General features: G+C 59.8%; 24 protein-coding genes. 15 read left to right on the top strand and 9 right to left on the bottom strand.

What is annotated here, in order from left to right:
• Positions 1 to 572 (top strand): helix-turn-helix domain-containing protein (locus tag NAC44_RS20150; protein ID WP_250943362.1); only part of this gene is annotated, 572 nt, incomplete at its 5' end.
• Between the two features lie 504 nt (positions 573 to 1,076).
• The gene (locus NAC44_RS20145; protein WP_250943361.1) at positions 1,077 to 2,930 is read left to right on the top strand and encodes an ATP-binding protein; all 1,854 of its coding nucleotides are present in this window, start codon (positions 1,077 to 1,079) and stop codon (positions 2,928 to 2,930) included.
• A 72-nt stretch (positions 2,931 to 3,002) separates the two neighbouring features.
• Here the strand turns inward: NAC44_RS20145 and NAC44_RS20140 are convergent, their stop codons facing one another.
• The 7 genes from NAC44_RS20140 to NAC44_RS20110 all read right to left on the bottom strand — a co-directional run bounded on the left by NAC44_RS20140 (position 3,003) and on the right by NAC44_RS20110 (position 9,014).
• Positions 3,003 to 3,671, bottom strand: a complete 669-nt coding sequence (locus NAC44_RS20140; RefSeq protein ID WP_250943360.1) for a YoaK family protein — start codon at positions 3,669 to 3,671, stop codon at positions 3,003 to 3,005.
• A 62-nt stretch (positions 3,672 to 3,733) separates the two neighbouring features.
• Positions 3,734 to 4,567, bottom strand: coding sequence for an alpha/beta fold hydrolase (locus NAC44_RS20135; protein WP_250943365.1), 834 nt, complete (start codon positions 4,565 to 4,567; stop codon positions 3,734 to 3,736).
• A gap of 140 nt (positions 4,568 to 4,707) precedes the next feature.
• On the bottom strand, positions 4,708 to 5,607 hold the full coding sequence (locus NAC44_RS20130; protein ID WP_250943359.1) for a VOC family protein: 900 nt from the start codon (positions 5,605 to 5,607) through the stop codon (positions 4,708 to 4,710).
• Positions 5,608 to 5,616: 9 nt separating this feature from the next.
• Positions 5,617 to 6,030 (bottom strand): DoxX family protein, encoded by a 414-nt coding sequence (locus NAC44_RS20125; protein ID WP_250943358.1) that lies wholly within the window; start codon positions 6,028 to 6,030, stop codon positions 5,617 to 5,619.
• A 3-nt stretch (positions 6,031 to 6,033) separates the two neighbouring features.
• Complete coding sequence (locus tag NAC44_RS20120) at positions 6,034 to 7,935, bottom strand: amidohydrolase (protein ID WP_250943357.1); 1,902 nt, start codon at positions 7,933 to 7,935, stop codon at positions 6,034 to 6,036.
• Between the two features lie 39 nt (positions 7,936 to 7,974).
• Positions 7,975 to 8,238 (bottom strand): XapX domain-containing protein, encoded by a 264-nt coding sequence (locus NAC44_RS20115; protein ID WP_250943356.1) that lies wholly within the window; start codon positions 8,236 to 8,238, stop codon positions 7,975 to 7,977.
• Between the two features lie 125 nt (positions 8,239 to 8,363).
• Positions 8,364 to 9,014, bottom strand: coding sequence for a hydrolase (locus NAC44_RS20110; protein ID WP_250943364.1), 651 nt, complete (start codon positions 9,012 to 9,014; stop codon positions 8,364 to 8,366).
• A 142-nt stretch (positions 9,015 to 9,156) separates the two neighbouring features.
• On the opposite strand from NAC44_RS20110, the gene NAC44_RS20105 reads away from it, so the two are divergent.
• Positions 9,157 to 10,062 carry an AraC family transcriptional regulator gene (locus NAC44_RS20105; protein WP_250943355.1) on the top strand — a complete coding sequence of 302 codons (906 nt, stop codon included), beginning with the start codon at positions 9,157 to 9,159 and terminating at the stop codon, positions 10,060 to 10,062.
• A 154-nt stretch (positions 10,063 to 10,216) separates the two neighbouring features.
• Complete coding sequence (locus NAC44_RS20100) at positions 10,217 to 10,765, top strand: AraC family transcriptional regulator (protein WP_250943354.1); 549 nt, start codon at positions 10,217 to 10,219, stop codon at positions 10,763 to 10,765.
• A 3-nt stretch (positions 10,766 to 10,768) separates the two neighbouring features.
• On the opposite strand, the gene NAC44_RS20095 is transcribed toward NAC44_RS20100, so the two are convergent.
• On the bottom strand, positions 10,769 to 12,946 hold the full coding sequence (locus NAC44_RS20095; RefSeq protein WP_250943353.1) for a TonB-dependent siderophore receptor: 2,178 nt from the start codon (positions 12,944 to 12,946) through the stop codon (positions 10,769 to 10,771).
• A gap of 154 nt (positions 12,947 to 13,100) precedes the next feature.
• Positions 13,101 to 13,988: a helix-turn-helix transcriptional regulator gene (locus tag NAC44_RS20090; RefSeq protein WP_250943352.1), complete on the bottom strand. Its 888-nt coding sequence runs from the start codon at positions 13,986 to 13,988 to the stop codon at positions 13,101 to 13,103.
• 111 nt (positions 13,989 to 14,099) lie between these two features.
• Between NAC44_RS20090 and NAC44_RS20085 the strand changes: the two genes are divergently transcribed.
• The 11 genes from NAC44_RS20085 (at position 14,100) to NAC44_RS20035 (ending at position 26,539) form a co-directional block, all read left to right on the top strand.
• Positions 14,100 to 14,882 (top strand): ATP-binding cassette domain-containing protein, encoded by a 783-nt coding sequence (locus tag NAC44_RS20085; RefSeq protein ID WP_250943351.1) that lies wholly within the window; start codon positions 14,100 to 14,102, stop codon positions 14,880 to 14,882.
• The gene (locus NAC44_RS20080; RefSeq protein WP_250943363.1) at positions 14,872 to 15,777 is read left to right on the top strand and encodes an iron-siderophore ABC transporter substrate-binding protein; all 906 of its coding nucleotides are present in this window, start codon (positions 14,872 to 14,874) and stop codon (positions 15,775 to 15,777) included. The genes NAC44_RS20085 and NAC44_RS20080 overlap by 11 nt, the downstream gene beginning before the upstream one ends.
• Positions 15,774 to 17,762 (top strand): Fe(3+)-hydroxamate ABC transporter permease FhuB, encoded by a 1,989-nt coding sequence (fhuB, locus tag NAC44_RS20075; RefSeq protein ID WP_250943350.1) that lies wholly within the window; start codon positions 15,774 to 15,776, stop codon positions 17,760 to 17,762. The genes NAC44_RS20080 and fhuB overlap by 4 nt, the downstream gene beginning before the upstream one ends.
• 100 nt (positions 17,763 to 17,862) lie before the next feature.
• On the top strand, positions 17,863 to 19,359 hold the full coding sequence (locus NAC44_RS20070; RefSeq protein ID WP_250943349.1) for a sugar ABC transporter ATP-binding protein: 1,497 nt from the start codon (positions 17,863 to 17,865) through the stop codon (positions 19,357 to 19,359).
• An 18-nt stretch (positions 19,360 to 19,377) separates the two neighbouring features.
• A complete protein-coding gene (locus NAC44_RS20065; RefSeq protein ID WP_250943348.1) occupies positions 19,378 to 20,424 on the top strand; it encodes an ABC transporter permease in 1,047 nt (348 codons plus the stop codon).
• Positions 20,425 to 20,456: 32 nt separating this feature from the next.
• Positions 20,457 to 21,554, top strand: a complete 1,098-nt coding sequence (locus tag NAC44_RS20060; RefSeq protein WP_250943347.1) for an ABC transporter substrate-binding protein — start codon at positions 20,457 to 20,459, stop codon at positions 21,552 to 21,554.
• Between the two features lie 579 nt (positions 21,555 to 22,133).
• Positions 22,134 to 24,449: a bifunctional salicylyl-CoA 5-hydroxylase/oxidoreductase gene (locus NAC44_RS20055; RefSeq protein WP_250943346.1), complete on the top strand. Its 2,316-nt coding sequence runs from the start codon at positions 22,134 to 22,136 to the stop codon at positions 24,447 to 24,449.
• Between the two features lie 37 nt (positions 24,450 to 24,486).
• Entirely contained in the window at positions 24,487 to 25,242 is a 756-nt protein-coding gene (locus NAC44_RS20050; RefSeq protein ID WP_250943345.1) for an SDR family NAD(P)-dependent oxidoreductase, read from the top strand.
• 20 nt (positions 25,243 to 25,262) lie between these two features.
• A complete protein-coding gene (locus NAC44_RS20045) occupies positions 25,263 to 25,679 on the top strand; it encodes an acyl-CoA thioesterase (RefSeq protein ID WP_250943344.1) in 417 nt (138 codons plus the stop codon).
• Positions 25,669 to 26,067 (top strand): RidA family protein, encoded by a 399-nt coding sequence (locus NAC44_RS20040; RefSeq protein ID WP_250943343.1) that lies wholly within the window; start codon positions 25,669 to 25,671, stop codon positions 26,065 to 26,067. Before NAC44_RS20045 ends, NAC44_RS20040 begins: the two co-directional genes overlap by 11 nt.
• Before the next feature lie 28 nt (positions 26,068 to 26,095).
• On the top strand, positions 26,096 to 26,539 hold the full coding sequence (locus tag NAC44_RS20035; protein WP_250943342.1) for a cupin domain-containing protein: 444 nt from the start codon (positions 26,096 to 26,098) through the stop codon (positions 26,537 to 26,539).
• Positions 26,540 to 26,592: the final 53 nt, after the last annotated feature.

Genomic DNA, 26,592 nt, shown 5'->3' with positions numbered 1-26,592 from the left:
AAGGAATCCCCAAAAACGATTCCGCGTTCATTGGACGTGCTCTAGGTCTGGCGGAAACGGTGGGGCTGCATCTGCAGCAGGGCAACCAGGATCCTGTCATGCTGGCGCTAAGCCAGGCGCTTCTGCCTGCTCTTGCGATGCCGGAAAGCGCGCACCGGATGTTTCTCGATCAACTGCATCTGGCGATCCTGTCGCATCTTCTGCAACGCTATGGCACTGTGGAAGCCCGCCCAATGCTGCAGCGGCTTTTGTCGGCCCGGCAGGAGGCTATGGCCAAGGACTTCATCCGTGCCCACCACAACCAGGATTTTTCACTGGCGGAGCTGGCCGCGGTCTGCGGCCTGTCGCGCAGCTATTTCATCCGCGCGTTCCGCCAAACCGTCGGCGTCACGCCCTATCGCTGGCTGATGGAATACAAGATCGGCAGGGCGAAGGAATTGTTGCTGGGCGATCAGACGATTGCTGAGATTGCCGCTGAGCTGGGCTTTGCCGATCAAAGCCATATGGGCCGCAGTTTCGTCCGGGCCGTCGGCCTTCCTCCCTCGCTCTGGCGCAAGCTCTATAAAAATTGAGCTATGTCGTGAGGCATTACCGCAAAACCCCTCACCCTCTTGCGCGGCAGAGATGAGACATGGTCAGCAAAAACGGTTTGGCGGTTTTCCAGATCACGACCACCAAAAAAGAAAACCATCGGTAGTCTGTCGGGCGGATCGCGATGCGGCCAAGCGCAACAATGTTCAAATCCGAAGACTTTCATCCTATCCCGCTTGCCACCTGAGGCTTTATCCATGACGTGGTTCAGCCTTGCTGAAAACGACAAAATGCATCGTTTCGCATCGAGGTCTGGATCTTGACGGGTGCGGGCCGGTATCAGAACCAAAATATGATCCTCGTACGCGGACATGCTTTAGATTTTTGTTTTTACAGCGATGTATCCCAACATGGCTGAAGCTGCCTTTTGGATCGCTGCACGCGTGGTTTGATTATGACATTTGCTTCCCATGTGCGGAACGGTTGAGATCAAATGTCGGATTCATGAAAACCACTCGCCGCTACCGTGGAATGTGGGTGACAGCATGATGGCAAAAGATGCAACAGGGGCGGTGGTTTTTTCGTCATTCCTGCTCAACATCGAAGAGCGGGCATTGTTTGAGCACGGCGCGCCGGTGCGCATTGGCAGTCGTGCGCTTGACATTCTGATTGCGCTTGCCGAACGGCCGGGTGAACTGGTGGCGAAAGCCGAGCTTTTAGAGCGCGTCTGGCCGGGCCAACAGGTGGATGAAGCCGCACTCAGGGTGCATCTTTCCACGTTGCGCCGTCTGCTGGGGTGCGGCAGGAATAACCGCCCCATCATTCTCAATGATAATGGCCGGGGATATCGCCTGGTTGCGCCGGTGGAGCGGCCCAAGGCGACCGCATCCGAGTCATGCACACGGCAGGTTTGCCCCTTTGGCCTCAGCACGGCCTTGCCGGTGCCGGTGACGAGCATTATCGGTCGGGAACAGGCAATCCGTCATCTGGTTTCCGTTCTGCCGGAACGGGGATTTGTCACGCTGACCGGCACGGGCGGCATCGGCAAGACCCGGCTTGCGGTCGAAGTTGCCGGCCGGCTGGCATTGCAGCGCGGGATGAAGCCTGTCTTTGCCGATTTTTCACGGCTTGCTGACAATGCCGGCCTGCCCATGCTGGTCGGCACCCTTCTGGGCGAGGCCGGTGCGGCGTCCATGCCAGCGCTGGAGGGTGGCGGCATGGAGCCGCCGGGGATTGCTGCAATACTTGCCGGTTTTTTTGCAGGAGAGCCAAAACTGCTGTTGCTCGACAATTGCGAGCATGTCGCTGTGGCAGCGGCAATGCTGGCGGAGCATGTGCGGCGTTTGCCGATGGACGTGCCGGTCCTGGCCACCAGCCGTGAGCCCCTGCGCGCTGCCGGAGAATGGGTGCACCGCCTGCCACCGCTCGACCTGCCGGAACGCGATGGCCCGCATGGGGAGAATGCCATTCTTGCCTCCGCCTCGGTCCGTCTGTTTCTTGAACGGGTGAGATCGACAGTGGAGGGTTTTACCGTGCCGAAGCGGCAGCTGCCCGTTCTGGCGGAGATTTGCCGCCAGCTGGATGGCAATCCGCTGGCCTTGGAAATGGCGGCGGCCAGGCTCGATATGCTGGGGCTCGACAATCTCATAAAGGGGCTTTCTGACCGTTTCCATCTGCTGACCACGGGCTTGCGCACCGCCCTGCCGCGGCAGAAAAGCCTGAAGGCTACGATTGACTGGAGCTATGATCTTTTGCCGCAGACAGAGCAGGATTGCCTGCAGGCGCTCAGCCTGTTTCCGGGCCGTTTTTCCGTGGAGGCAGCACTGGCCGTGATGGGCGAGAGCGGCAATCTCGATCAACTTTCAGCCCTCGTCGATAAATCGCTGGTCGTGGTGGACGATGTGTGCGGAGAGCGCCATTTGCGCCTTTTGCAGTCGATCCGCGCCTATGGGCTGGAAAAACTCGCGACCTCGGGCAGTGAACAGGAGCGTCGCAAGCGCTACGCCGCTTATTTCATCGCCCTGTTCCATGACCTTTCACACCAGTGGTACGGCATGGACATGGCCTGTTTTCTTGCCCGCAACGGTCATCTGATCGACGATGTACGCCTTGTTCTGGGCTGGGGCAAAGAGGATGCCGCTCAGGCAAAACAGGCATTGACGCTGCTGTTTTTGGCCGCGCCGCTCTATTTCCATCTTTTGCGTCTTGAAGAATATCTCACCAGTCTCGGCATGGTGATCAAGAGCCTGAATGGCATGGAAAGCCCGCAGATCCTGAGGGAACTGCCGATCTTTGCCCAAAGCACAATCCGCTATGCGCCCGGCGCCAATGACGATCGCTCCCTTGGCGACAGCATCAGGAAGACCAAAGCTGTCGGGCAGGATGCCGTCTGCCCGTGAAAAGGCCTGACTCGAAAGCATTTCACTGTTTCACGGAAACAGTGAAATGCTCTCACTCTTTGACTGGGCGGCCTATGCGTCCTTGCGCAGAACAAGGGCGAGCGCTGCTGCCAGTGGCGGTACGATGAAACAGCTCATGCCGGTTTTCGTGTAAAGAAGCGCGGCCATGGCGCAGCCAATGGCAAAGCCGCCGACATTGGCCAGCATGCCCATCATGCGTGACATCATCTCGTCATCGGGGCGTGTGCCTTTCAGCCTGAGGCGGTCGGCAAGGTCGATCATGATCTGCGTTGTCGAGCCGGTCATCAGGGTTGTTGGCGGCGATTTTGTCAGATGCATGCGCTGGACAGCGTTTTGAATGGCCATGGCGACCACGAAGGTCATGCCGGTGATGATGGCCGGAAGCGTATCGCTTGTGGCGAAAGGTCCAAGTGTCAACGCCTCAGCACCGGCTGCGATCAGCAGGATCAGTTTCAGCCAGAGCAGGGTGTGCAGACTGGTTTCCGATTTTGAAAACAATGTCATGCTGATGAGGCGAACAACAAAGATCGTGAGACAGAAGACTGGCAGCGCCAGAAGCTTGGCGATCACTCCGCTGGAGCCGAAGGCAAGGGCAGCCCCGATGGTGACGAAGTTGCCGGTGACATGGGCGGTAAACAGGCCATGCAGCGCCAGAAACCCGGCGGTATCGACATAGCCGGCATTGAGGCTGAGAAGGGGGGCGAGTTTTTTCGAGGGCATCTGACGGTCTCTGATGGAAGATGAAAAACCCCTGCCGGAAACCGGCAGGGGCTGAAAACGTATCAGGCGCGAATGAAATCCAGAACATCCTTGTTGAATTTATCTGCCTCGATCTGGGCCAGACCGTGCGCACCACCCGGATAGAGCTTCAGCGTCGCATGTTTGACAATCTTGGCGGATTTTTCCGCTGACGCCTTGACCGGTACGATCTGGTCGTCATCGCCGTGAATGATCAGGGTCGGTACCTCGATCTTCTTCAGATCCTCGGTATAGTCCACCTCGGAAAATTCGTGGATACAATCATAATGCCCTTTGATGCCACCCTGCATGCCCATCAGCCAGAAGCTGTCGCGCAGGCCGGGATTGTCTTTGACGCCATCGCGGTTGAAGCCGTAAAATGGTGTCGTCAGGTCCTTGAAGAATTGCGAACGGTTTTCCGCCGTGCCTTTGCGTATATCGTCGAAAACCTCCATCGGCACCCCTTCCGGATTGCTGGCACTTTTCAGCATGATCGGCGGCACGGCGCCGACCAGCACGGCCTTGGCGACGCGCCTGTTGCCATGACGGCCGATATAATGCGCCACTTCGCCACCACCGGTGGAATGGCCGATCATCACCATGTTCTTGAGATCGAGCGCCTCGATCACCTCGGCCAGATCGTCGGCATACTGGTCCATGGTGTTGCCGGTGAAGGGCTGGTCGGAGCGGCCGTGGCCGCGGCGGTCATGGGCGACGACGCGATAGCCCTGCTGGGAAAAGAACAGCATCTGATTGTCCCAGGCATCGGCTGAAAGCGGCCAGCCATGGGAAAACACAATCGGCTGCGCGTCTTTCGGACCCCAGTCCTTGTAGAAGATTTTTGTTTTGTCTTTGGTCTCGATAAAGCCGGTCGACATCGTGGTTCCTCTCACATTGGTTGCGGTTGCTGCCTGAAGTGGGGTGGTCAGGACGGACGCTGCCGCCAGAGTTGCTCCACCCAAAAGCGTGTCACGGCAGGAAGGCGGCAGAAGAGAGCGAATATCATCGCTCATCTGGGTTATTTTCCTGCGCCGAGCGGCTGATGGATTTCGGCGATATAGCCGCCCGGAAATTCGACCATGGCCGATTGGCGCCCCTCGACGGTGACGGGTTGGACAAGAATGGTTGCACCACTCGTTTCGGCCTTGGTGAGCGTGTCTTTGAGATCGGCGACCTCATAGCCGGTCATCTCATGACCGTAAGGATAGGGCAGATGTCCGTCGGTGACCAGAACCTCGATATTGCCGAAGGCTGACGTCAAACGAATACGACGGAAATGATCCTTCGGGCGACCGATTTCCAGCCCGTTGGCCTTGCGCTCGTCCGAGACGATCCGGCCAGCGGAAAAGGCCAGAAAATCCTTGACGAAGACATTGGCGCGGTCTGGCGATAGATAGACCCGGTTGTCCGGTATGGTCTTGAGCGGCTGATAATGCGGCGTGGTGGTGTGCCAGTAGAGCTGCATGTTGACGCCGCCCGGCCAGCGGATAACCGCATCGCGGCCAATGGGGTCGGGGAAGGTGGCCACCACGATTTCTGCGCCCGACTTGCGGGCTTTCTCCACGGCCTTGTCAATATCCTTGACCAGATAGCCGGTCCGCTCGGTGCCGAAAGGCGCGGGGATTGGCGTCTGGAAGCCGAAGAGCGAGACGGTGCCCGCAGGCGTCAGCAGCAATTGCGAGGTGGTTTTGCTGGGGGTGGGGGTCACTGTCGCCACCACGTGTTTGGTGCTTTCTCCACCGAAGGTTGCCAGAAAGCTTTTGACGAACGCATCGACCTTGCCGCTTTCGACATAGACATGGGTGGTATCGTATTGCGGCGCGACACCAGGAGAGGCCGGGCCTTTGGCAAGAGCTGCGGTGCCGATGCAGGTGGTCAGTGCGGCGAGGGCAATACCGCGAAGCAGTAACTGGCGCATGGAAAAATCCTAGTTTGTTCGGGATGAGGCATCGGTCCAGGCAATCAGCAGAAAGCCGCCGACCAGACCGAGATGTTCAAAAAACGCATTGGCCGCCATGAACCGGTCCGGGCCCACCGGCATTTCCCAGAAGCGCAATGCAATGAAAGTGGCCATCAGGGTGAAACCCGCCAGCAAAAGCGCACCAAGCCAGCGTCCAATGCCGGTCAGGATCATCAGCGAGGCCCCGAGTTCGAGGAGTATCACCAGAACGGCGAACACCGGCTGCGGGTGCAGGCCGAAATGGCTCATCTCCGCAATTGCACCGTGAAAATCCGTGAGCTTGTTGAGCCCACCCTGAAGATAGGCGGCGGTCAGACCCAGCATGGCGGTCCAGCGGATCGCCTTGCGGGAGAGAAAGGCGGGGGCGGTTTTCGGTCCCATGGCTTACACCGCCCAGCAGGCGCAGCCGAGTGCACCGAAAAAGCCCTTGAGATCGGCAATCGGCAGTTTCGAGGTCCAGGCATTGGCGTGGGCATGGCCATGGACATTGCAGCTGTTGGCGCAGCCGCAGGCCGCGATCAGGCGCCGATGCAGCGAGTTTTTGCCTGCCCCTTCGGGCTCACCCCATGCGGCATAGCCACCAAAGCTGCGCACCGGCGACCAGTCGGGCATGGCGGGTGGCAGCGGATTGTCATCCAGACGGACGAAGGGACCGCCCGCATAGACGATTTTGCCGCCGACCATGGTCAGGTCCGAGGTGAGGAAGGAAATCTCGTCTTCGGCACAGGCGAAATAATCCTTGTCCGGCACGATGAGATCGGCAAACTGGCCGTTCTCGATCCGCCCTTTCTTTCCTTCCTCGTTGGAAAACCAGGTGACGTTTTCCGTCCACATTCTGAGTGCGGTTTCGCGGTCGAGGCAGTTGCTGCGTGGATAAAGCTGCATTCCGCCGACAGTCTTGCCCGTCACCATCCAGGCAAGCGAGACCCAGGGGTTATAGGAGGCGACACGGGTCGCATCCGTTCCGGCGGAGACCTTGACGCCCTTGTCCAGCATTCTTGCGATTGGTGGCGTGGCCTCAGCCGCGCCATGGCCATAGCGTTCGACGAAATATTCGCCCTGATAGGCCATGCGATGCTGCACGGCGATACCACCGCCAAGGGCGGCGATGCGGTCGATCGACTGGTCGGAAATGGTCTCGGCATGGTCGAAGAACCAGTTCAGTCCGTCGAGTGGAAGATCCTGATTGACCTTTTCGAAGACGTCGAGTGCACGGCTGATGGTTTCGTCATAGGTGGCGTGCAGACGCCATGGCCAGCGGTTTTCCGCCAGAATACGCACGACCTCTTCCAGCTCGCCTTCCATTTCCTGCGGCATATCCGGACGCGGCTCGCGGAAATCCTCGAAATCGGCGGCGGAAAACACCAGCATTTCGCCCGCACCATTGTGGCGGAAATAATCGGTGCCCTGTTTGTATGTGACCGATTTCGTCCAGTTGAGAAAGTCTTCCTTCTCGCCCTTCGGCTTCTGGGTGAAGAGGTTATAGGCAAGCCGCACCGTCATCTGTCCTTCGTCGGAGAGTTTCTGGATCACGGCATAGTCGTCGGGATAATTCTGGAAGCCGCCACCGGCATCGATCACCCCGGTCACGCCGAGACGGTTCAGCTCACGCATGAAGTGACGGGTGGAGTTGACCTGATAATCGAAGGGCAGTTTCGGCCCCTTGGCAAGCGTCGCATAGAGAATACCGGCATTGGGCTTGGCCAGCAGCAGGCCGGTCGGGTTGCCGTTGCCATCGCGGGTAATCTCACCACCCGGCGGATTGGGCGTGTCTTTCGTATAGCCAACGGCGCGCAGGGCGGCCGCATTCAGCAGCGCACGATCATAAAGATGCAGCAGGAACACCGGCGTATCGGGCGCCACCGCATTGATTTCCTCAATGGTTGGCAGCCGCTTTTCCACGAACTGATGCTCGGTGAAGCCGCCAACGATGCGCACCCATTGCGGCGCGGGCGTAACCGCCACCTGCCGCTTCAGCATATCCATGGCGTCGGCCAGCGAGCGCACCCCATCCCAGCGCAGTTCCATGTTGAAGTTCAGCCCGCCGCGCACAACATGCGTATGGTTGTCGATCAGGCCCGGCAACACACGCCTGCCTTTGAGATCGATGATTTTCGTCTCCGGCCCGGCATGGGCCATCACCTCCCGGTCGCTGCCGACAGCCAGAAAGACGCCATCCTTGATCGCCACGGCGCTGGCGGTGGGATTTACGCGGTCGAGTGTGGTGATCAGGCCGCGATGCAGGATCAGATCGGCCGTTTCAGGCAAGGAGGCGGAACCGGGCATGGCTTGAACCTTTTTATGAATAGGGAAGAGAGAAACGTGTCAGGCCTTGTCGTCTGCGGCTTCAGGCCGCGTACCCTTGGGCAAATGACCGAAGACATGTGGTTTGATCTGGTGCAGCCAGGAGACGGCGGCGGGCTCGTTGGCCATCAGGCTTCGCACTGTCGGCACGACCTGCTCACCGACGAGGATGCCGAGCAGACCGACCAGCGCCACGACCGGCGGGGCGGGCGAGCGCACATTGATCAGGCTGTAGATCACACCAACCAGAAGACCGGCTGCGAGCGAGAGGAGATAGACTTTCATGGTATTTCTCCGGCAAAAGGATGAATGGACCGCTCAGCCGGGAGCTGAGCGGTTTATCTGTTTGTTTTGATAGGCTTCTGGAGGGAAAACGGTCTCACCCTGTTCCGGGAACTGCTTCAGGATGATCAATGGCCTTCGGAGGCGCCGAACATGGTTTTGGCGTAGATGATGCCGAGGCCGTAGGCGCCGCCATAGGTCTTGGCGATACCGGTGGTCATGTCATAGGTTTCGGTACGAGCCCAGTCGCGCTGCAATTCAAGCAGATATTGCAGCGATGTCATGGGGCGTGCGCCCGCCTGCACCATGCGGTCCATGGCGCGATCATGCGCTTCTTCAGACACATCGCCACAGGCGTCGGCAATCACATAGACCTCGAAACCCTGCTCGATGGCCGAGAGCGCCGGGCCGACAATGCAAACCCCCGTCCACAGTCCGGCAAGCACGATGCGCGTCTTGCCGATGCGGTTGACTTCCTCGATGACGGCGGCATCTTCCCAGGTGTTCATCGACGTGCGGTCGAACAGCGCCTGACCGGCAAAGGCATCGGTGATTTCGGCAAACATCGGGCCGGAAAAGCTTTTTTCCGCAACCGTCGTCAAAATCGAAGAAACACCAAAACCCTTGGCCGCGTGCGAGATCAGAGCAGCATTGTTGCGCAGGTTGACGGCGTCGATCGATTTTGTGGCAAATGACATTTGCGACTGGAAGTCGATCAGGATCAGGGTATGATCCTTTGGCGAGAGGAGTTGTGAACCGGGGGTGGGAGTGGCAGTAATGGCCATGACCGTTCCTTGATGTTGTCGTGGATCAGATGGCTGGCAGGATGACGCCTTGGGAGGCGCTTTTCTTGTCGGATCGTCTCGGCTTTGGCGATTTGCGGCTTTTCAATGTAAAGGCCATAGACGATGGTGATGACAGATGAGCCTTTCTTCTGCAGCAGTGGCGTCTGTCCAGCGTGATGGTCTGGGGTGCTCGGCGCATGCGCTTGGCACGGATCTGGAATTTTCCCGGCCCGATTTTACCCTGTATCGCAAGGGCAAAGCTTCGGATGTGATCTCTCAGGTGCTGATGCCCGCCTCGGATCGGGGGCTGCTGATTGGTGTCAGCCTGCGTTCCGGCCATCAAAGACGGATTTTTCACGGACGTGCCTCATCGTCCCACGGCTTTGCCGCAGGCGATGTTTATCTGCGCAATTTCGATGAGGACTATAAAGCCGATCTGGCTGGTGCCTTTGATTTCATGCTCCTGGAGATGACGTCTTCCTGTCTGCGCCAGCTTGCCGAAGAGCATCATTTGCCATCCGGCATCGGCATACGCAATTTTGCTGGAGAACAGGACACGGTTCTGGCCAATCTGATGCATGCCATGGCGCCGACACTGGAGGCAAGGGCGTCCGTCAACATGCTTTTTCTCGATCATGTCATGCATGCGATCGGCGTCCATCTCCTGACGCGCTATGGCGATGGTCAGGTTCTGCCAGAACAGGTGACACGACGGGGCGGGCGGTTGTCGCGCCAGCAGGAAAGGCGCGCCCGCGACCTGCTGATGGCCAATATGGACAATGACATTTCCATCGCCGAGGTGGCCGCAGCCTGCGGCCTGTCGCGCAGCTATTTCATCCGCGCCTTTCGCGAGACGCTGGGCGAGACGCCGCATCGCTGGCTGTTGCGCCAGAGGTTGGAACGCGCCAGCGATCTCGTTCGCCACAGCGATCGCTCCCTGGCCGAGGTTGCGCTTGCCTGCGGTTTTGCCGATCAGAGCCATTTCAACCGGCATTTCCGTATGCTATATGGCATGACGCCCGGCCAGATGCGCCGCCTGTAAAGGGGGTCACCATCCGACTTACGGAACTTAACAGGTCTTAACTCCTGTCAATCTCTTCAGCCTGATAACTTTGACCTGCGGCAGGACTGCAATCATGGATTGTTTTTCTGCCGGCAGATGGTCTTTCGCGATCATGGGACAAGAGGTATCCATCATGTCGATCAATGACCTTATGTTCTCAGGCAACGGAGATTTGCCGGACACGGTTCTGCTTTCCAGTGATATGGCGGCGCAGATTCTGCTTTTGCTTGAACAGGCGAGCCATTCGGCGGAGGCGGATCCTTCCCATATGCAGGAATGCATTGTGTCTGCCCAGCATCTGTTGTCGACGCTGTGCCGAAGGGCGACGCTGAAGCCGACCCTTGCGCGTTATGGTCTGGCGCCCTGGCAGGCGGACCGAATCGCCCGGCATGTCGATGCCTGTCTCGATCAACCGATCCGCATGGAGGACCTGGCGGACATGGTCCGTCTCAGCGTCAGCCATTTCAGCCGGGCTTTTCGCCATCATTTCGGTGTGCCGCCCTATGCCTATGTGTTGTCGCGACGATTGGCGCGGGCGAAACGCCTGCTTCAGGAAACGGATGAGTCGCTGGCGCAGGTGGCGCTTGCCTGTGGCATGGCCGATCAGGCCCATTTTTCCAGGCTGTTTCGCCGCATGACCGGCGAATCGCCAAGCCAGTGGCGTCGCCGGATGCGGTCATAGGGTTTACCAGCGTTTTGAAATCTTCAAGGTTACGGTCCTGCCTTCGCCGTAACCGCAGACCAGCGTCGTCTGGCATCCGGCGACATAGCGCTTGTCGAAGAGATTGCCGATATTGAGTGCTGCCCCCCAGTCTTTCCGGTTGTAGCGGATCGCCGCATCGAACAGGGTGGCATCCGGCACTTTCTTTGTATTGGCGTAATCGGCCCAGGACGAGCCCTGATAGCGCACGCCGCCGCCGATGCTGAAGCCTTCCAGCATCCCTTCTGGAAAACTGTAGTCCAGCCAGGCCGAAGCCAGCACTTTCGGCACGAGATAAGGCGAATTGCCGATCAGCGAGGCATCGGAATGCCGAGTAATTTCCAGATGCTGATAGGTGAAGGAGGCAAGCGCCTTCCAGTTGTCGCCAAGATCGACCTTGCCTTCCAGCTCGAACCCCTTGGACTGCACCTCGCCGATCTGGCTGGAAAGGAAGGTCAGCGGATCGGTCACCGTCCAGTTGCGTTTGTTGATCTGGAACACGGAAGCGGTGAGCGAACCGCTGAAAGAGGTCGGCTCATATTTGACGCCTGCCTCATATTGCTCGCCTTCTTCCGGCTTCAGCGGTGCGCCGGAGGTGACGCCGATCTGTGGATTGAAGAAGGTCGCGACGCTGGCATAGGGCGTCACGCCGTTTGCAAATTCATAGGCGAGGCCCGCGCGTCCGCTCAGCGCATTGTTGTTGGCGGTGTAATCGGCATTGGTCGCGGTGCGGTCGTCGGAGGAGGTGTGGACATAATCGTAACGCCCGTTGAGCGTGGCGATCCAGCCGTCGCCGAAATGCATCTGGTCCTGACCGTAAAGACCGAGCTGATGCTGTTCGAGCACCTGATGCAGATAGACGGCATTGGCGGGCTGGGTCACGCCATAGACCGGACTGGTGGCGCTGATCGGCGTATCGAGCGCGCTCGCCTGGATCTGGTTGAGATTGTAATATTTGTAATCGATACCGACCGTCACATCATGGTCCACCGGACCGGTGTCGACCTTGCCGTTCAGATGGTTGTCAAGCGCGAAGGAATTGACCACGGTGTGATGGTCAAAGCCCAGCCGGGTCAGATAGGCGTCGGAACTCGTCGGTTCTTGCAGATAATTGCTGCCGGTCGTCGGATCGTAATAGCCATAGGTATAGGGCGCGCTTTCCGAGCGGTTGAGATAGCCGTAGCGGGCGGTTTGCGACAGCGTCCAGCCATTGTCGAGATCATGGCTGAAATCCGCGCCGAGCATGAATTGCCGCGAATAGCTATAGTCGCTGTCGGGCTCGCCATAATTGGCATTGGGATCGATGCGGCCGAAGGAGGCTTTTTCCACCGTGCCGACGTAAGGAAAGAAGCCATTGGTGCCGGATGTCTGGTCGAGATAGGAATAATAAGCATAGACATTGAGCTTGGTGCCTTCGTCCGGCGACCATTGCAGCTGCGGCATGAACACGCCGCGAAAATCGCTGGTATCGTCGGCGGCCTTATTGCCCCCGGCAATCTTGCCGGTGAGACGATAGCTCATATCCGTGTTCTTGATCTGATCGCCGCCGTCGAAGGTCAGATAGGCATTGCCGTAATTGTTGATGCCGGTTTCCGTTGTCAGGAATTTTTCGTCTGTCGGGCGTTTGCCGATCATGTTGACGAGGCCGCCGGGATTGGAGCCGCCATAGAGCACTGAAGCCGGTCCCTTCAGCACTTCAACCCGCTCCAGCGCCACCGGATCGATGAGGAAGCCGGCGAAACCATAGCTCCAGAGATTGAGCCCATCGAGGAAAGTGCCGGTCTGGGTGGCATCGAAGCCACGGATATAATACCAGTTGGTGTCGCCATCGGCGCCGAAGGGCTGGGTGAAGACGCCGGATGTATAGCGCAGGGCCTCATCCACCTTGTTGGTGACGCCGCGATCTTCCATTTCCTGCGTGCCGACCACGGAGACCGATTGCGGGATGTCTTTGAGCGGCGTGTCGGACTTGGAACCGGTGGCGCTGCGTTTTGCCACATAGCCCTCGACCGGTCCGGTTGCCGTTTCTGTCTGGCCATCAACCGTAATCGTCGATAAATTCGTCGCCGTGTCATCGGCATGAGCGGCAATGACGCCGCTTCCTGTGCTCAAGGCCAGAAGGGCGATACCGCCGATCCATTGCTTTTTCCGTGTCTCGATCATGAGCCCCATCATGCACCCCGTGGTCTGTCAATATACATGAGCAACTAACTCATGTTTTTGGGTCGCGCTTGTCTCGATCGCAGGAAACTTGAAGGATTTTGGGTAAACCTGCTGGCATTTCCCCAAAAATCTATGGAGGGGTCGAGATTATGGCTCACAAGAGAGACTGACGCCGCCATTGCGAAGGGCTAAGACCGACGGCCCGACGGAAGCTGCGGGAAAAATGCGCCGGATCGGCAAAGCCGGTCTCCTCGGCAATGGCAATCAGGGGGATGGCGGGATTTTTCAACTGCTGTTTGGCGCGTTCGATCCGTTCGCGCATCTGCCATTGATGCGGAGAAAGCCCTGTGGAGGCCTTGAAGGCATGGCTGAAATAGCTCGGAGAAAGACCGGTCAGCGTCGAAAGCTCATCCAGCCGGATGGTGCGAAGGGCATGCTCTGTGATGAAATCGCAGGCGCGGCGCAATTGCCATGCGGCAAGCCGGCTGCGTTTGCGTTGCAAGCCTGCCCCCGGAACGGCCAGTGTTTCGACGATGAGTGCCGTAACGAGGCTTTCGCCATAAAGATCGTGCAGGGGATGAGCGCTGCGCACCTCCTCGGCAATCATGTCGGACAGCGCCAGAAGCCGCGGCGACTGCATGAGATAACGCGGCTCATCGAGATGATGACGCGGCACATCCGGCCCGAGACGCTTCAGCAGGATGTCGGCATCAAAATGCAGATCGAGATGGCAAAGACTGTGGATGCCATTCAGGTTGAGCGTCATCTCCAGCCCTGCCGGAATATAATGCAAGGCGCGAATGGCCCCATTGTGGATGGTGCGCCCGCCCGTATCGCTGAGCCTCAGCACCGCTTCTTCCGAAGAATTGCGGTCCAGAAGGATGAACAGACGCGGATCGTGGCTGATATAGCGACCGCCTGCATCATCATGGCAGGCCACCTTCCAGACATCAGCGACCATGCCGTTCCAGTAACGGCGGTGATGGCCCGTCTCCACGGAAAATCCATCGATCCGGTTGGTCATGCGGGGAAGATAGGTCATGTGCTTTTTCGTAAAAACGCTCTTGCGGTGAGACGGGAGCCAGTATAGTTGACTTTTACTATCATGTTTTAAGGCGGCACGGCAAGCCGTTCACGGCGGGAGATCGGCCTGATGCAGACAGCACCGGTTTTTGAAACGGAAGCACTCGGTTTTGCCGTCGACGGCAAGGATCTGCTCGGCGGCATTTCCATTCGCTTTCCGCAAGGCGAGGTGTGTGGCCTTGTCGGTCACAACGGTTCGGGCAAGTCGACGCTTCTGAAACTTCTTGCCCGCCAGCAGGTTGCCACGACAGGCGGAATCCGCTTTTCCGGCATGCCGGTCACTGAGTTTGCCGCCCGTGAGTTTGCCCGCCGCGTTGCCTATTTGCCGCAGGATGTCACCAGTGCCCATGGCATGCGTGTGCGTGAACTGGTGGAATGCGGGCGCTATCCCTGGCATGGGGCGCTTGGCCGTTTTACCGCCAGGGATCGCGACAAGGTCGAGGAGGCGCTGTCACTCACCCATCTTGAGGCCATGGCAGACCGCGCCGTGGACACGCTTTCCGGCGGCGAGCGGCAGCGCGCCTGGATTGCCATGCTGGTGGCACAGGACAGTGAATGCCTGCTGCTGGACGAGCCGACCTCGGCGCTGGATATCGCCCATCAGATCGAAGTTCTGGGGCTGGTCCGCCGCCTGTCCGAGGACAAAGGGCTCAGCGTCATCGTCGTGCTGCACGACATCAACATGGCGGCGCGCTTCTGCGACAGTCTGTTTGCCTTGAAAGGTGGCCGCCTGATCGCGAGCGGCAAGGCCTCCGGCCTGATGACCGCCCCGACACTGAAACAGATTTACGGCGTCGAGATGGATGTCATGCATCTTCCGGCGCTGGAGCGGCCGCTTGCCTATGTCTGCTGATCGTTTCGTCCGTCTTCGCCGTCGCGCGCTTCTGGCTTTGTCTGCGTCAGCCTTGACTGCCGTGGCGCTGCCGGCCCGCGCCCAGGATCGGCCGCAACGGATCGTCTGCCTCGATTACGGGCTGGCCTCGACGCTTCTGGCGCTGGATACGGTGCCGCTGGCGGTTGCCTCCCGGCAGGATTGGGATGTCTGGGTGGTGGAGCCGAAATTGCCTGAGAGCGTGCTCGATCTTGGCTCTTCCTGGGAAATCAATTTCGAGGCGCTGATCGCGCTGAAACCGGACCTGATCCTGACCACTGCCTTCAACGATGCGCTTTTGCCGCGGCTGAAATCCATAGCGCCGGTGTTTCGCGCTGCAATCTATACGCCCGAAGGCGGCGCGATCCTGCCGAAAGCCTATGCAACGACACAGGAATTGGGTGTGGCGATCGGCAGGCAGGAGGCGGCGGCAGCCTTTCTGCACAAGGCCGACAAGGAGCTTGACGGCTATCGCGACCGGTTGTCCCGCCATCATCAGCCACCGTTGGCGCTCGTCAATTTTCTCGATCCACGCCATGTGCGCGTCTATACCAATCCGGGGCTTTATCACGAGGTCCTCGCCCGCATCGGGCTGACCAATGCCTGGGCGGACAAGGGCAATTTCTGGGGGTTCGAGACCATCGGCATCGAGGAACTGGCGCATGCCGCCAAAGCGCCCGATGCAAGGCTGATCGCTTTCGAACCGGTGCCGGACGATGTCGAGCCGGTGCTGAAAGAAAGCCCGCTCTGGCAGAGCCTGCCCTTTTCCCGTCCGGGCCATTTTGCCGTTTTGCCGGCAACGCTGATGTTCGGCATGGTCAATGAAGCGCTGCGCTTTGCCCGGATCATCACCGATTATCTGGATCAAACCGCATGACACTGTCCATTCCTGCCGGGAAAATCCAAAAGCGCAAAGCCCATGCCGGTCCCGCCGTTGCTGCCCTTGGCCTCACCTTGCTCGGGGTTTTTGCCACCCTGACCCTGCTTTGGCCTGCATTGACCGGCACGGGTGGGCATATCGCCCATATGGTGATGGTCTATTCCACCCTGCCGCGTCTGGCCATGGCGCTGTTATGCGGGGCGGCGCTGTCGCTTTCCGGCGCGCTGTTCCAGCAGGCGCTGCGCAACCCGCTGGCCTCGCCAACCACGCTCGGCGTTTCGGCAGGCGCGCATCTGGCGCTGGTCGTCGTGCTGCTGGCCGCCCCCTCGCTGATTGGTGTCAGCCGCGATCTTGTGGCGCTTTCGGGCAGTGCGCTTGCTGCCGCGCTGGTGTTTCTTCTCGGGGCAAGGCGGCAGTTTTCCCCCTTTGCGCTGGTCATGGCCGGTCTGGTGGTCAGTCTGTGGTGCGGCACGCTCGCCATGGTTCTGACCCTGCTGAAAGACCGCTATCTCGCCAGCCTGTTCGTCTGGGGGGCGGGGTCGCTGTCACAGCAAAGCTGGGTACCGTTTCTTTCGCTTGCACCGAAAATTGCTGGTCTGGCGCTGCTCTCCGGCCTGCTGCTGCGGCCGCTGGCACTGGTTGAACTGGGCGAGGCGGGGGCTGCGGGCCTGGGGGTGCGCACCGTCTATCTGCGTGTGGCGGTTGTGGCGATTGCTGTGGCGCTTTCGGCGCTGGTGGTCAGCGCGGTGGGGGTGATCGGCTTTATCGGGCTTGTCGCGCCGGCTCTGGCGCGGCTGTCCGGCGCACGGCGCACCGGAGCCCTGCTGCTCTGGTCGGCACTGATCGGTGGGGCCTTGCTGTTCGCTGCCGATGCCTGCCTGATGGCGCTGACCGATGCCACCACAGACCTCATCCCGACAGGGGCGGTGACGGCGCTTTTCGGCTCGCCGCTGCTTCTGGTGCTGCTGCCCAGGCTGAAGGCGCGGCATCGGATCGTGGCAGAGGCGGCGCATCGCCACAAGCCGCCGTTGAAGCACCCCTTTCTCTGGCTGCTGGCCGGGGCCGTGCTGCTTCTGGCGGCGGTGTTTCTCGGTCGTGCCCTTGCCGGCGGCTGGAGCCTGCTTGAGCCGTCGCTCTGGGCCGAGATCATGCCGCTGCGCCTGCCGCGGGTGACGGCGGCCTTTGTCTCCGGGGCGATGCTGGCGGCGGCGGGCGTGATCCTGCAACGGCTGACCGGCAATGAAATGGCCAGTCCCGAGGTTCTGGGCATCAGTTCGGGCGCCACCTTCGGCGTGACCATTGCCGTCTTCTTTCTCGCCAGCCCCGGCATCGGCATGCAGATCGGCACGGCGGCTCTTGGGGCTTCTGCCGTGCTGGCGGCGATTTTCCTACTCGGCATCCGCTCCGGTTTTGCGCCCGAACGTGTGCTTCTGGCGGGCATTGCCGTCGGGGCAATGGTGGAAGCGGTGATCGGCGTGATCGGCGCCTCCGGCGATCCGCGCGCCATGTTTCTTCTGCGCTGGATGAGCGGCTCGACCTATGGGGTCACGGTCGAAACGGCCATCATCGTCGTCTGTGTCTCGGCTGTGCTGCTGGCGCTGACTTTTCTCACCTGCCGCTGGCTCGATCTTCTGCCGCTTGGACCCGAAGCGGCCGTCGCACTCGGTGTGCCGCTGGTCCAAACCCGGCTTGCTTTGCTGGCGCTTGCCGCGCTGCTCAGTGCGGCGGCCACTCTTTCCGTCGGACCCTTGAGCTTTATCGGCCTGATGGCTCCGCATCTGGCACGGGAGGCGGGCTATCTCAGGGCCAAAAGCCAGATGATCGCCGCCCTGCTTTTCGGCGGACTGTTGATGACGAGCGCCGACTGGCTGGGCCGGATGCTGGCCTATCCCTATGAAATTCCCTCTGGCCTGGTCTCGGCGCTGATTGGTGCGCCCCTGCTTGTCTATCTGATGCGGGCAAAGTCGAAAAAAACCTCCTGACATCACCTGTGATCAACATTCATCTCTGCGGTCTTGACGAAATGTTATCGATAACATAGCCTCCATTCATTGGATTTCGCCATGGCTTTGGGAGGAGCGGATGGACGGACAGGAGCTGTTGGCATTTCGCCATGTGACCAAGGATTTCGGCGGCACGCGCGCGCTCTCCGACGTGTCGCTCGGGTTGAAGGCCGGGGAAATTCTGGCGCTGCTCGGTGAAAACGGAGCTGGAAAATCCACCCTGATCAAGACGCTCGCCGGAATTTATCGCCCCGATGGCGGCGAGATCCTGTTCCGCGGCAAGCCCTATCACCATCGACCGCCGAAACCGAACCAGCGTCAGCCGGTTGCCTTCATCCATCAGGATCTGGGTCTGATCGAATGGATGACGGTGGCGGAAAATGTCGGTCTGGCCCAGGGCTTTTCCATGAAAGCCCGGTTGATCGACTGGAAGACGACCGAGGCCCGCACGGCGGAAGCCCTGCATCTGGCCGGATGCGATTTCGACCCCTCGACCCGGGTCATGGATCTGAGCCGGACGGAAAAATCGCTGGTCGCCATTGCGCGTGCGCTTGCCGTCGAGGCCGATATTCTGGTGCTGGACGAGCCGACGGCAAGCCTGCCCGCCGACGAGGTGGAAAAGCTTTTTGCCGCGCTGCGTCCCCTGAAAGCGCGTGGCGTGGCGATGATCTATGTTTCGCACCGGCTGGATGAGATTTTCCGCATTGCCGACCGGGTTGCGGTGCTGCGAGACGGCTGTCTGGTGGGCGAAACGGCTGTGTCTGACACCACGCCGGATGCGCTGATCCGCATGATTGTCGGGGCGAAGGCCGACAAGGTGTTCATCAAGGCCGAACCGGAAGATGGTCCCGTGATCGCCTCGGTCAGCGATTTCCGCTGCCGGTCTGCCGGACCGGTGAGCTTTGAGGTGCGCCAGGGCGAATTGCTTGGCCTTGTCGGTCTGCGCGGCGCGGGACAGGAGGCGATCGGACGGGCACTGTTCGGCTGCGAACCCTCCCATGGTCTGTTTGAGCTCAGGGGTGAACGTCCCGATCTCAGTTCACCGCAAACCGCCATGGCTGCAGGCATCGGTCTGATTGCCCGCGACCGCACCGAGGAATCGGTCGCCATGGCGCTGAGCCTCAGGGAAAACACCTTTCTCAATCCGTCAGCCTCCGGTCGCGGCCTGTTTTCTCTCCTTTCCCAAAAGCGCGAGACGGAACTGGCGGAGTCCATCGGCAGCCGTGTGAGCCTCAGACCCAATGATCAGTCACTGGCCATCGAGGCACTGTCCGGTGGCAATCAGCAGAAGGTTGTGGTGGGCCGCTGGCTTGCGACGGGCCGCCGCCTGCTGATTGCCGAAGACCCGACAGCGGGTGTCGATGTCGGGGCGAAAGCCGAGATTTACCGGCTGATTGCCGATGCGGTGGAGGAGGGCCTCGGCGTCATCGTCGTTTCCACCGATTTTGAGGAAATCGCCCATATCTGCCACCGTGCTCTGGTGTTTTCGCGCGGACGGATCGTGCGGGAACTGAAAGGACAGGCGCTGACCACATCGGCCGTCATTTCCGCCGCCTCGGCCTCGGAAGCGGCCTGATTTTCGGGAGACTATGTCATGCAATCGATCGAATCCAATGCGCTTGAACCGACCCGGGCGGAACTGTCCGGCCTCAGCCTGATGCAGAAAATCCAGCGGCTTCTGCCGGTTTATGGTCTGGTGATCCTGACGGTCGGGCTGATCGTGCTGTTCTCTATTCTGTTGCCGCGTACCTTTCCGACGCTGCTCAATCTGCGCTCGATCATTTCCGACAAGACGATCATCGCCATGCTGTCTTTGGCGGCGATGATCCCGATGGCGGCGGGCCGCATCGATCTGACGGTCGGTTATGGCATCGTGCTCTGGCATATTCTCGCCATCAGCCTGCAAACCATGTTCGGCCTGCCCTGGCCGGTGGCTGTGCTGATCGTCATCGGGCTCGGCGCGCTCACCGGCTTTCTCAACGGACTTCTGGTCGAGGTTGCCCAGATCGACAGTTTCATCGCCACGCTTGGCACCGGCACGGTGCTTTATGCCATCGCCCTCTGGCACACCGGTGGACGACAGGTGGTTGGCATGTTGCCGCAGGGTTTTTATGCCCTGAACGGCACCATGGTCTTCGGCCTGCCGATCACCGGCTTCTACGTGCTGGCGCTCGCCTTCGCGCTCTGGATCGTGCTCGAATATCTGCCGATCGGTCGTTACATCTATGCGATTGGCGCTAATCCCAAGGCCGCTGCCCTGAACGGTATTCCGGTGCGGCGCTTCGTCATGGGCGCGTTCATCTCATCGGGCACACTGACGGCGATTGCCGGCGTGCTGCTGGCCTCGAAACTGCGCATCGGCCAGGCGAGTGTGGGGCTTGAATATCTGCTGCCGGCGCTGGTTGGGGCCTTTCTCGGCTCCACCACCATCAAACCGGGGCGGGTCAATGTCTGGGGCACGATGACGGGCGTGATCATTCTGGCGGTCGGCATTGCCGGGATCCAGCAATTCGGCGGTTCCTTCTATGTCGAGCCGCTGTTCAACGGCGTGACCCTGCTGGTGGCCATCGGCATTGCCGGTTACGCGCAGCGCCGCCGCAGCCTGTCCGGGCGCATGGCGCCGCCGCCGCCAAAAGCTTGACATCACCGATAATCAAAGAGGGAGGATAACAGATGAAACGCAGGCATTTCTTGCAGACCACAGCCACAGCATCGCTGGTGCTGATGAGCGGTACGGCTTTCGCCGATCCGATGAGCGACGCCAAGGCGCTGGTGGAAAAATACGCCTCGAAAGTGACAAAATGGGACGGCCCGACCACCGGCCCCAAGGCCGCGACCGGCAAGACCATTGTGGTTCTGGCGGCAGACCTGAAGAATGGCGGCATTCTCGGGGTCAGTAATGGCGTGGAGGAAGCGGCCAAGGCGATCGGCTGGACGGTGAAAGTGATCGATGGCGCAGGCTCGATTGGCGGGCGCACCGCCGCCTTCGGTCAGGCATTGGCGCTGAAACCCGATGGTATCATCATCGACGGCTTCGATGCGGTGGAACAGGCTCCTTCGCTGGCGCAGGCGAAAGCGGCGAAAATTCCGCTGGTTGCCTGGCATGCCGGTCCGGTGATCGGCCCGGATGAGAAGGATGGCCTCTTCGCCAATGTCAGCACTGACGCCATGCAGGTGTCGAAAGTCGCCGCCGACTGGGCCTTTGTCGATGCCAAGGGCAAGCCGGGCGTGATCATCTTCACCGATTCCACCTATGCCATCGCCATTGCCAAGGCCGACGCGATGAAGAAGGAAATCGAGCGGCTGGGCGGCAAGGTGCTTGAGTATGTCGATACGCCGATTGCCGAAACCTCGCAGCGCATGCCGCAGTTGACCACCTCGCTCCTGCAGAAATACGGCGATGACTGGACCCATTCGCTGGCGATCAATGACATCTATTTCGATTTCATGGGCCCGGCGCTGGCGGCTGCCGGCAAAGGTGGCACGGACCGCCCGACCAATGTTGCGGCAGGCGATGGCTCGCAATCGGCCTATGAACGCATCCGCGCGGGGCAATATCAGGCCGTCACCGTGGCTGAACCGCTGAACCTGCAGGGCTGGCAACTGGTGGACGAGTTGAACCGCGCCTTTGCCGGAGAAAAATGGTCCGGCTATCTCTCGCCGCTGCATGTGGTTACGAAAGACAATATCGCTTATGACGGCGGCCCGCAAAACCGCTTCGACCCCGATAACGGCTATCGCGAAGCCTACAAGAAAATCTGGGGCAAGTGAGAGATGAAAATGGGCGCGGTGAAAGCCGCGCCCTGGTGTGCTGACTGGTTTGTTTTTTAAAATGCCGGTCAATCCGCCTCGGCCTGATCGCCGGAAAGGTGATGACGCATGGATTGTTTGATCTGACCGAGATCGGGCATCAGGCTGGTGATGACGAGCGGAGACACAACCGCCATCCTGTCCCAGAACAATGAGGATGAAGCTTGCCCGCGCCTTCGGCCTCTGGCAGGCAAAATCACACGACAATCTTCGCAAAAACACTCCCTTACCAACAGCCTGTTACTGCATGATTCCTGAAATCGGGTGAGATTGAAGGTAAAAATGATGCAGCAGATGAAAAGCGTTACAGCGAGTTTTGTGCGCCATTTTGGGCGCACCGCGCTGTAAAGCACGTTGACGCAGGCTGATAGGCCGCAACGAGGTTAGCAGACCTTTCCTGAACAGACCTCCCCAATAGTTTATATTTAAAATAATTGGCCCTGTATGGTTCTGCACGGTTGACAGCGTGGGTTGGGAAAATTACTTTAACTTTAAAATAAAAATATCGAATGGATGCACTCAAAATCCATGGAGGGTTGAATGCGCATCGTTTGCATCGGCGGAGGTCCGGCAGGCCTCTATTTCGGACTTCTGATGAAGAAGCTTCATCCCGCTCACGACGTGGCCGTGGTCGAGCGCAACAGGCCTTATGACACATTCGGCTGGGGCGTTGTCTTCTCCGATGCAACCATGCAGGCGATGCGTCGCTGGGATCAGGAAAGTGCGGCTGAGATTGAAGATTCGTTCAATCACTGGGACGATATCGAGCTGTTCTTCAAGGGCACCCGCCAGCGGACCACCGGCCATGGCTTTGTCGGTATTGGCCGCAAGAAGCTGCTCAATATCCTGCAGGCCCGTTGTGAAGCGCTCGGCGTCGAGCTCAGGTTCGAGACGGATGTCGACAGCGATCTCGATTTCCCCGATGCTGATCTCGTGATTGCTTCCGATGGCCTCAACTCGAAGATCCGCAACAAATATGCAGAGATCTTCCAGCCCGATCTCGTCGTGCGCCCGAACCGTTATATCTGGCTCGGCACCAGCAAGCTCTATGACGCCTTTACCTTCGATTTCCGCAAAACGGAACACGGCTGGTTCCAGGCGCATATCTACAAGTTTGACGACAAGACCTCGACCTTCATCGTCGAGACGACTGAAGAAGCCTATCAGGCCCACAAGCTCGCTGACATGTCGCAGGACGAGTCGATTGCCTTTTGTGAAAACCTTTTTGCCGAAACGCTCGATGGCGCGTCGCTGATGAGCAATGCCCGGCATATGCGCGGCTCAGCCTGGCTGAATTTCTCCCGTCTGATCTGCGGCAAATGGAGCCATTTCAACGGTAAATCCCATGTCGTGCTGATGGGCGATGCCGCCCATACCGCGCATTTTGCCATTGGTTCCGGCACCAAGCTCGCCATTGATGACGCCATCGAACTGGCCAATCAGTTCAACATTGCCGGCCATGGCAAGGACGCCATTCCGGGCGTTCTTTCGACCTATGAAGAGATCCGCCGTGTCGATGTTGCTCGTATCCAGAATGCGGCGCGCAATGCGATGGAATGGTTCGAGGTTGTCGGTCGCCGCTATGCCGATACGCTGGAGCCGGAACAGTTCATGTATTCCATGCTGACCCGCTCGCAGCGCATCAGCCATGAAAACCTGCGGCTGCGCGACAAGGACTGGCTCGAAGGCTATGAGCGGTGGTTCGCTGCCAGGCAGGGGCTCAACGTCAAGGAGGGCGAGCGCTGCCTGCCGCCGATGTTTACGCCCTATAAGGTGCGGGGCCTGACGCTGGCGAACCGCATCGTCGTCTCTCCCATGGCGATGTATTCGGCCAAGGAGGGTCTGATCGACGACTTCCATATGGTGCATCTGGGTAGCCGCGCGCTGGGCGGGGCAGGCCTCGTCTTTGCCGAAATGACCTGTGTGTCGCCTGATGCGCGCATCACCCCGGGCTGCCTTGGCCTCTGGAACGACGAGCAGATGCAAGGCTGGAAGCGGCTTGTGGCCTTCGTCCATGGCAATTCCAATGCCAAGCTCGCCGTTCAGCTCGGCCATGCCGGGCGCAAGGGCGCGACCAAGCTCGCCTGGGAAGGCATCGACCAGCCGCTGGACTCCGGCGACTGGCCGCTTATCTCGGCCTCGGCACTGCCGTACCTCAAGCACAGCCAAGTGCCGAAGGCGATGGACCGGGCCGATATGGATCGCGTCAAGGCCGATTTCGTCGCCGCCACGAAGCGCGCAGCCGAAGTGGGCGTCGACTGGCTCGAATTCCACGCTGCCCATGGCTATCTGATGTCCAGCTTCCTCTCACCTCTCACCAACCGGCGCGAGGACGAGTATGGCGGCAGCCACGAAAACCGGGCGCGCTATCCACTGGAAGTGTTCCGCGCCGTTCGCGAAGCCTGGCCGTCCGACAAGCCGATCTCGGTGCGCCTCTCCTGTCATGACTGGTTCGAAGGCGGCAACACGCCGGACGATGCGGCGATCTTTGCGCAGATGTTCAAGGATGCGGGTGCGGACCTGATCGACTGCTCGTCGGGTCAGGTGTGGAAAGAAGAACAGCCTGTCTATGGACGTCTCTTCCAGACGCCGTTTTCCGACAAGATCCGCAACGAGATCCATGTGCCGACCATTGCAGTTGGCGCTATCTCCGAAGCCGACCATGCCAACTCCGTGATTGCCGCCGGCCGTGCCGATCTCTGCGCCGTGGCCCGTCCTCATCTCGCAGACCCTGCCTGGGCGCTGCATGAGGCGGCGAAAATCGGCCTGAATACCGTGGCCTGGCCTAAGCAGTATATGTCGGGCAAATCGCAATACGAGACGAACCTTGCCCGTGCGGCAAGCCCGGCAAAGTGAGGCTGACTTGGCGCACGCGCTTGACGGAAGACATGTTTTGATCACGGGTGCGGGCAGCGGTATCGGAGCGGCCATTGCCCGCAGGCTGGCCGGGGAGGGGGCATTGCTGTCGCTTGCCGGGCGGCGGGCCGAGCCGCTTTACGCTTTGGCGAAGGAGCTTGGCCTTGACCGGACACTTGCCGTCTCCAGCGTTGATGTCACTGATCCGGCAGCCATCGCACGCGGGTTCGAGGCAGCGCGGGCGAAATTCGGCCCCGTCTCCATTCTCGTCAACAATGCCGGTGAGGCCCCGAGCGCGCCTTTCGAGAAAACCGAACTCGATCTCTGGGAAAAGGTCATCGGTGTCGATCTGACGGGTGTGTTCAATGTGACGAAGGCGGCACTTGCTGACCTGAAGGGCTTCGGCAAGGGGGCCCGTATCATCAATATTGCCTCCACGGCAGGGCTGACGGGATATCCTTATGTTTCGGCCTACTGCGCCGCCAAACATGGCGTTATCGGGCTGACCCGTGCGCTGGCGCTTGAACTCGCCAAAACCGGCGTGACGGTCAATGCCGTCTGCCCCGGCTTTACCGATACGCCGATCATCGCCCGGTCCGTAGAGGCGATTGTCGCCAAAACGGGACGAACGCCGCAAGCCGCTCTGTCGGAGTTCACGAAACACAATCCGCAAGGGCGGCTGGTTGAGCCGGAGGAAGTGGCTGACACCGTCGCCTGGCTTGCGGGGCCTCAAGCACAGGCGATCAACGGGCAGGCGATTGCGGTCTCTGGCGGCGAAGTGCAGGCCGGATAAGACAATAACGAGGAAACCCCATGCCTTTCACCCTTTCCAAACCGCTGCGCTTTGGCGACTGCGATCTGACCGGAATTGCTTATCATCCGGCCTATCTGTCCATGCTGGTGGATGTCAACGAGGCGATGTTCGCCTCGACAGGCACCAGCTGGAAGGATCTGTTTGCTCGCGGCATGGGCATTCCAGTGGTGACGATGAACCTCACCTTTATCAAGCCGGCGGTCTATGGCGATGTGCTGGATTTTTCCGTGCATGTCCGCGCCATCGGTCGCTCCTCGCTCGATCTTGAAACCGATGTCCGGGTGGGCGAGTCCATGATCTGGACCGTGCGTCAGCGGCTGGTTCTCACCTCGACTGAAGATCACAAATCCCGCCCCTGGCCCGAGGAGATCAGAGCCGGGCTAAGCCGCTATCTGGAGCCAAAAGATGCCGCATGACATCATTCAACCCGAAGGCTGGGCCAAGCCTGTCGGCTATTCCAACGGCATGTCGGCGCGCGGGCGCCTCGTGCAGGTCGGCGGCCAGATCGGCTGGGACGCACAGTGCCAATTCCAATCCGACGATTTCGTCGATCAGGTCCGCCAGACGCTGATCAATATCGTCAGCGTGCTGGACGCCGCCGATGCCAGACCCGAACACCTGATCCAGATGACCTGGTATTTCACGGATCGCGAGGCCTACAAAACCCGCATGAAGGACATCGGCGCGGCCTATCGCGAGATCATCGGGCGTCACTTCCCGCCGATGGCCGCCGTTCAGGTGGTCGCGCTGATGGAGGACCGCGCGAAGATCGAAATCCAGGCGCTGGCCGTCGTTCCCGATTGAGATTTTGAAACCAGAGGAGGAGAAGACAATGAACGCCCAAGTGACAATGAGCGCCCAAGTCATGCCGGTCATCACCCGAAAGGGAGAGGAAGATAAAGGCACCGGCCAGTCCGGTGGCTGCGTGCGCGTGTCCGGCGTTAGCCCGCAGCACACGCCCGCCACGAAAATCTGGTTCGGCAAGGTCTCCAACGAGCCGGGTTACCGCTCCTATCCGCATCACCATGGCGAAGCCGAAACCGGCGGCTATGTGCTGAAGGGCAAGGCGCGCATCTATTTCGGCGAAAACTGGCAGGAGTTTCTCGATATGGAAGAAGGCGACTTCATCTTCGTGCCTCCGCACTGGCCGCATATCGAGGTCAACATGTCGACGACGGAAGAGCTGGTCTGGCTCACCACCCGCACGCCGGACAATATCGTCGTCAATCTGCCGGATGTGGATGACAGCGTGCTGTCTGGTTTCCGGCGCGCCTGAGGCTTTGCGTCGTGCCGATCGGATTCGCACGGCATTGTAAGGGAGGATGAAAC

The organism is Allorhizobium sonneratiae (assembly GCF_023700755.1).
Classification (GTDB): Bacteria; Pseudomonadota; Alphaproteobacteria; order Rhizobiales; family Rhizobiaceae; genus Allorhizobium; species Allorhizobium sonneratiae.
The sequence above is the reverse complement of the archived record's forward strand: the minus strand, read 5'-3'. Positions and strand labels throughout refer to the sequence as shown.

Bases quoted from the DNA above. Each gene is read 5' to 3' on its own strand.
- NAC44_RS20115 (WP_250943356.1), bottom strand. From the start codon at position 8,238: ATGAAAGTCTATCTCCTCTCGCTCGCAGCCGGTCTTCTGGTTGGTGTG.
- NAC44_RS20100 (WP_250943354.1), top strand. From the start codon at position 10,217: ATGTCGATCAATGACCTTATGTTCTCAGGCAACGGAGATTTGCCGGAC.
- fhuB (WP_250943350.1), top strand. From the start codon at position 15,774: ATGACACTGTCCATTCCTGCCGGGAAAATCCAAAAGCGCAAAGCCCAT.
- NAC44_RS20065 (WP_250943348.1), top strand. From the start codon at position 19,378: ATGCAATCGATCGAATCCAATGCGCTTGAACCGACCCGGGCGGAACTG.
- NAC44_RS20130 (WP_250943359.1), bottom strand. From the start codon at position 5,607: ATGCGCCAGTTACTGCTTCGCGGTATTGCCCTCGCCGCACTGACCACC.
- NAC44_RS20125 (WP_250943358.1), bottom strand. From the start codon at position 6,030: ATGGGACCGAAAACCGCCCCCGCCTTTCTCTCCCGCAAGGCGATCCGC.
- NAC44_RS20040 (WP_250943343.1), top strand. From the start codon at position 25,669: ATGCCGCATGACATCATTCAACCCGAAGGCTGGGCCAAGCCTGTCGGC.
- NAC44_RS20055 (WP_250943346.1), top strand. From the start codon at position 22,134: ATGCGCATCGTTTGCATCGGCGGAGGTCCGGCAGGCCTCTATTTCGGA.
- NAC44_RS20140 (WP_250943360.1), bottom strand. From the start codon at position 3,671: ATGCCCTCGAAAAAACTCGCCCCCCTTCTCAGCCTCAATGCCGGCTAT.
- NAC44_RS20145 (WP_250943361.1), top strand. From the start codon at position 1,077: ATGATGGCAAAAGATGCAACAGGGGCGGTGGTTTTTTCGTCATTCCTG.
- NAC44_RS20070 (WP_250943349.1), top strand. From the start codon at position 17,863: ATGGACGGACAGGAGCTGTTGGCATTTCGCCATGTGACCAAGGATTTC.
- NAC44_RS20045 (WP_250943344.1), top strand. From the start codon at position 25,263: ATGCCTTTCACCCTTTCCAAACCGCTGCGCTTTGGCGACTGCGATCTG.
- NAC44_RS20105 (WP_250943355.1), top strand. From the start codon at position 9,157: ATGAGCCTTTCTTCTGCAGCAGTGGCGTCTGTCCAGCGTGATGGTCTG.
- NAC44_RS20090 (WP_250943352.1), bottom strand. From the start codon at position 13,988: ATGACCTATCTTCCCCGCATGACCAACCGGATCGATGGATTTTCCGTG.
- NAC44_RS20095 (WP_250943353.1), bottom strand. From the start codon at position 12,946: ATGATCGAGACACGGAAAAAGCAATGGATCGGCGGTATCGCCCTTCTG.
- NAC44_RS20060 (WP_250943347.1), top strand. From the start codon at position 20,457: ATGAAACGCAGGCATTTCTTGCAGACCACAGCCACAGCATCGCTGGTG.
- NAC44_RS20035 (WP_250943342.1), top strand. From the start codon at position 26,096: ATGAACGCCCAAGTGACAATGAGCGCCCAAGTCATGCCGGTCATCACC.
- NAC44_RS20085 (WP_250943351.1), top strand. From the start codon at position 14,100: ATGCAGACAGCACCGGTTTTTGAAACGGAAGCACTCGGTTTTGCCGTC.
- NAC44_RS20135 (WP_250943365.1), bottom strand. From the start codon at position 4,567: ATGTCGACCGGCTTTATCGAGACCAAAGACAAAACAAAAATCTTCTAC.
- NAC44_RS20080 (WP_250943363.1), top strand. From the start codon at position 14,872: ATGTCTGCTGATCGTTTCGTCCGTCTTCGCCGTCGCGCGCTTCTGGCT.
- NAC44_RS20120 (WP_250943357.1), bottom strand. From the start codon at position 7,935: ATGCCCGGTTCCGCCTCCTTGCCTGAAACGGCCGATCTGATCCTGCAT.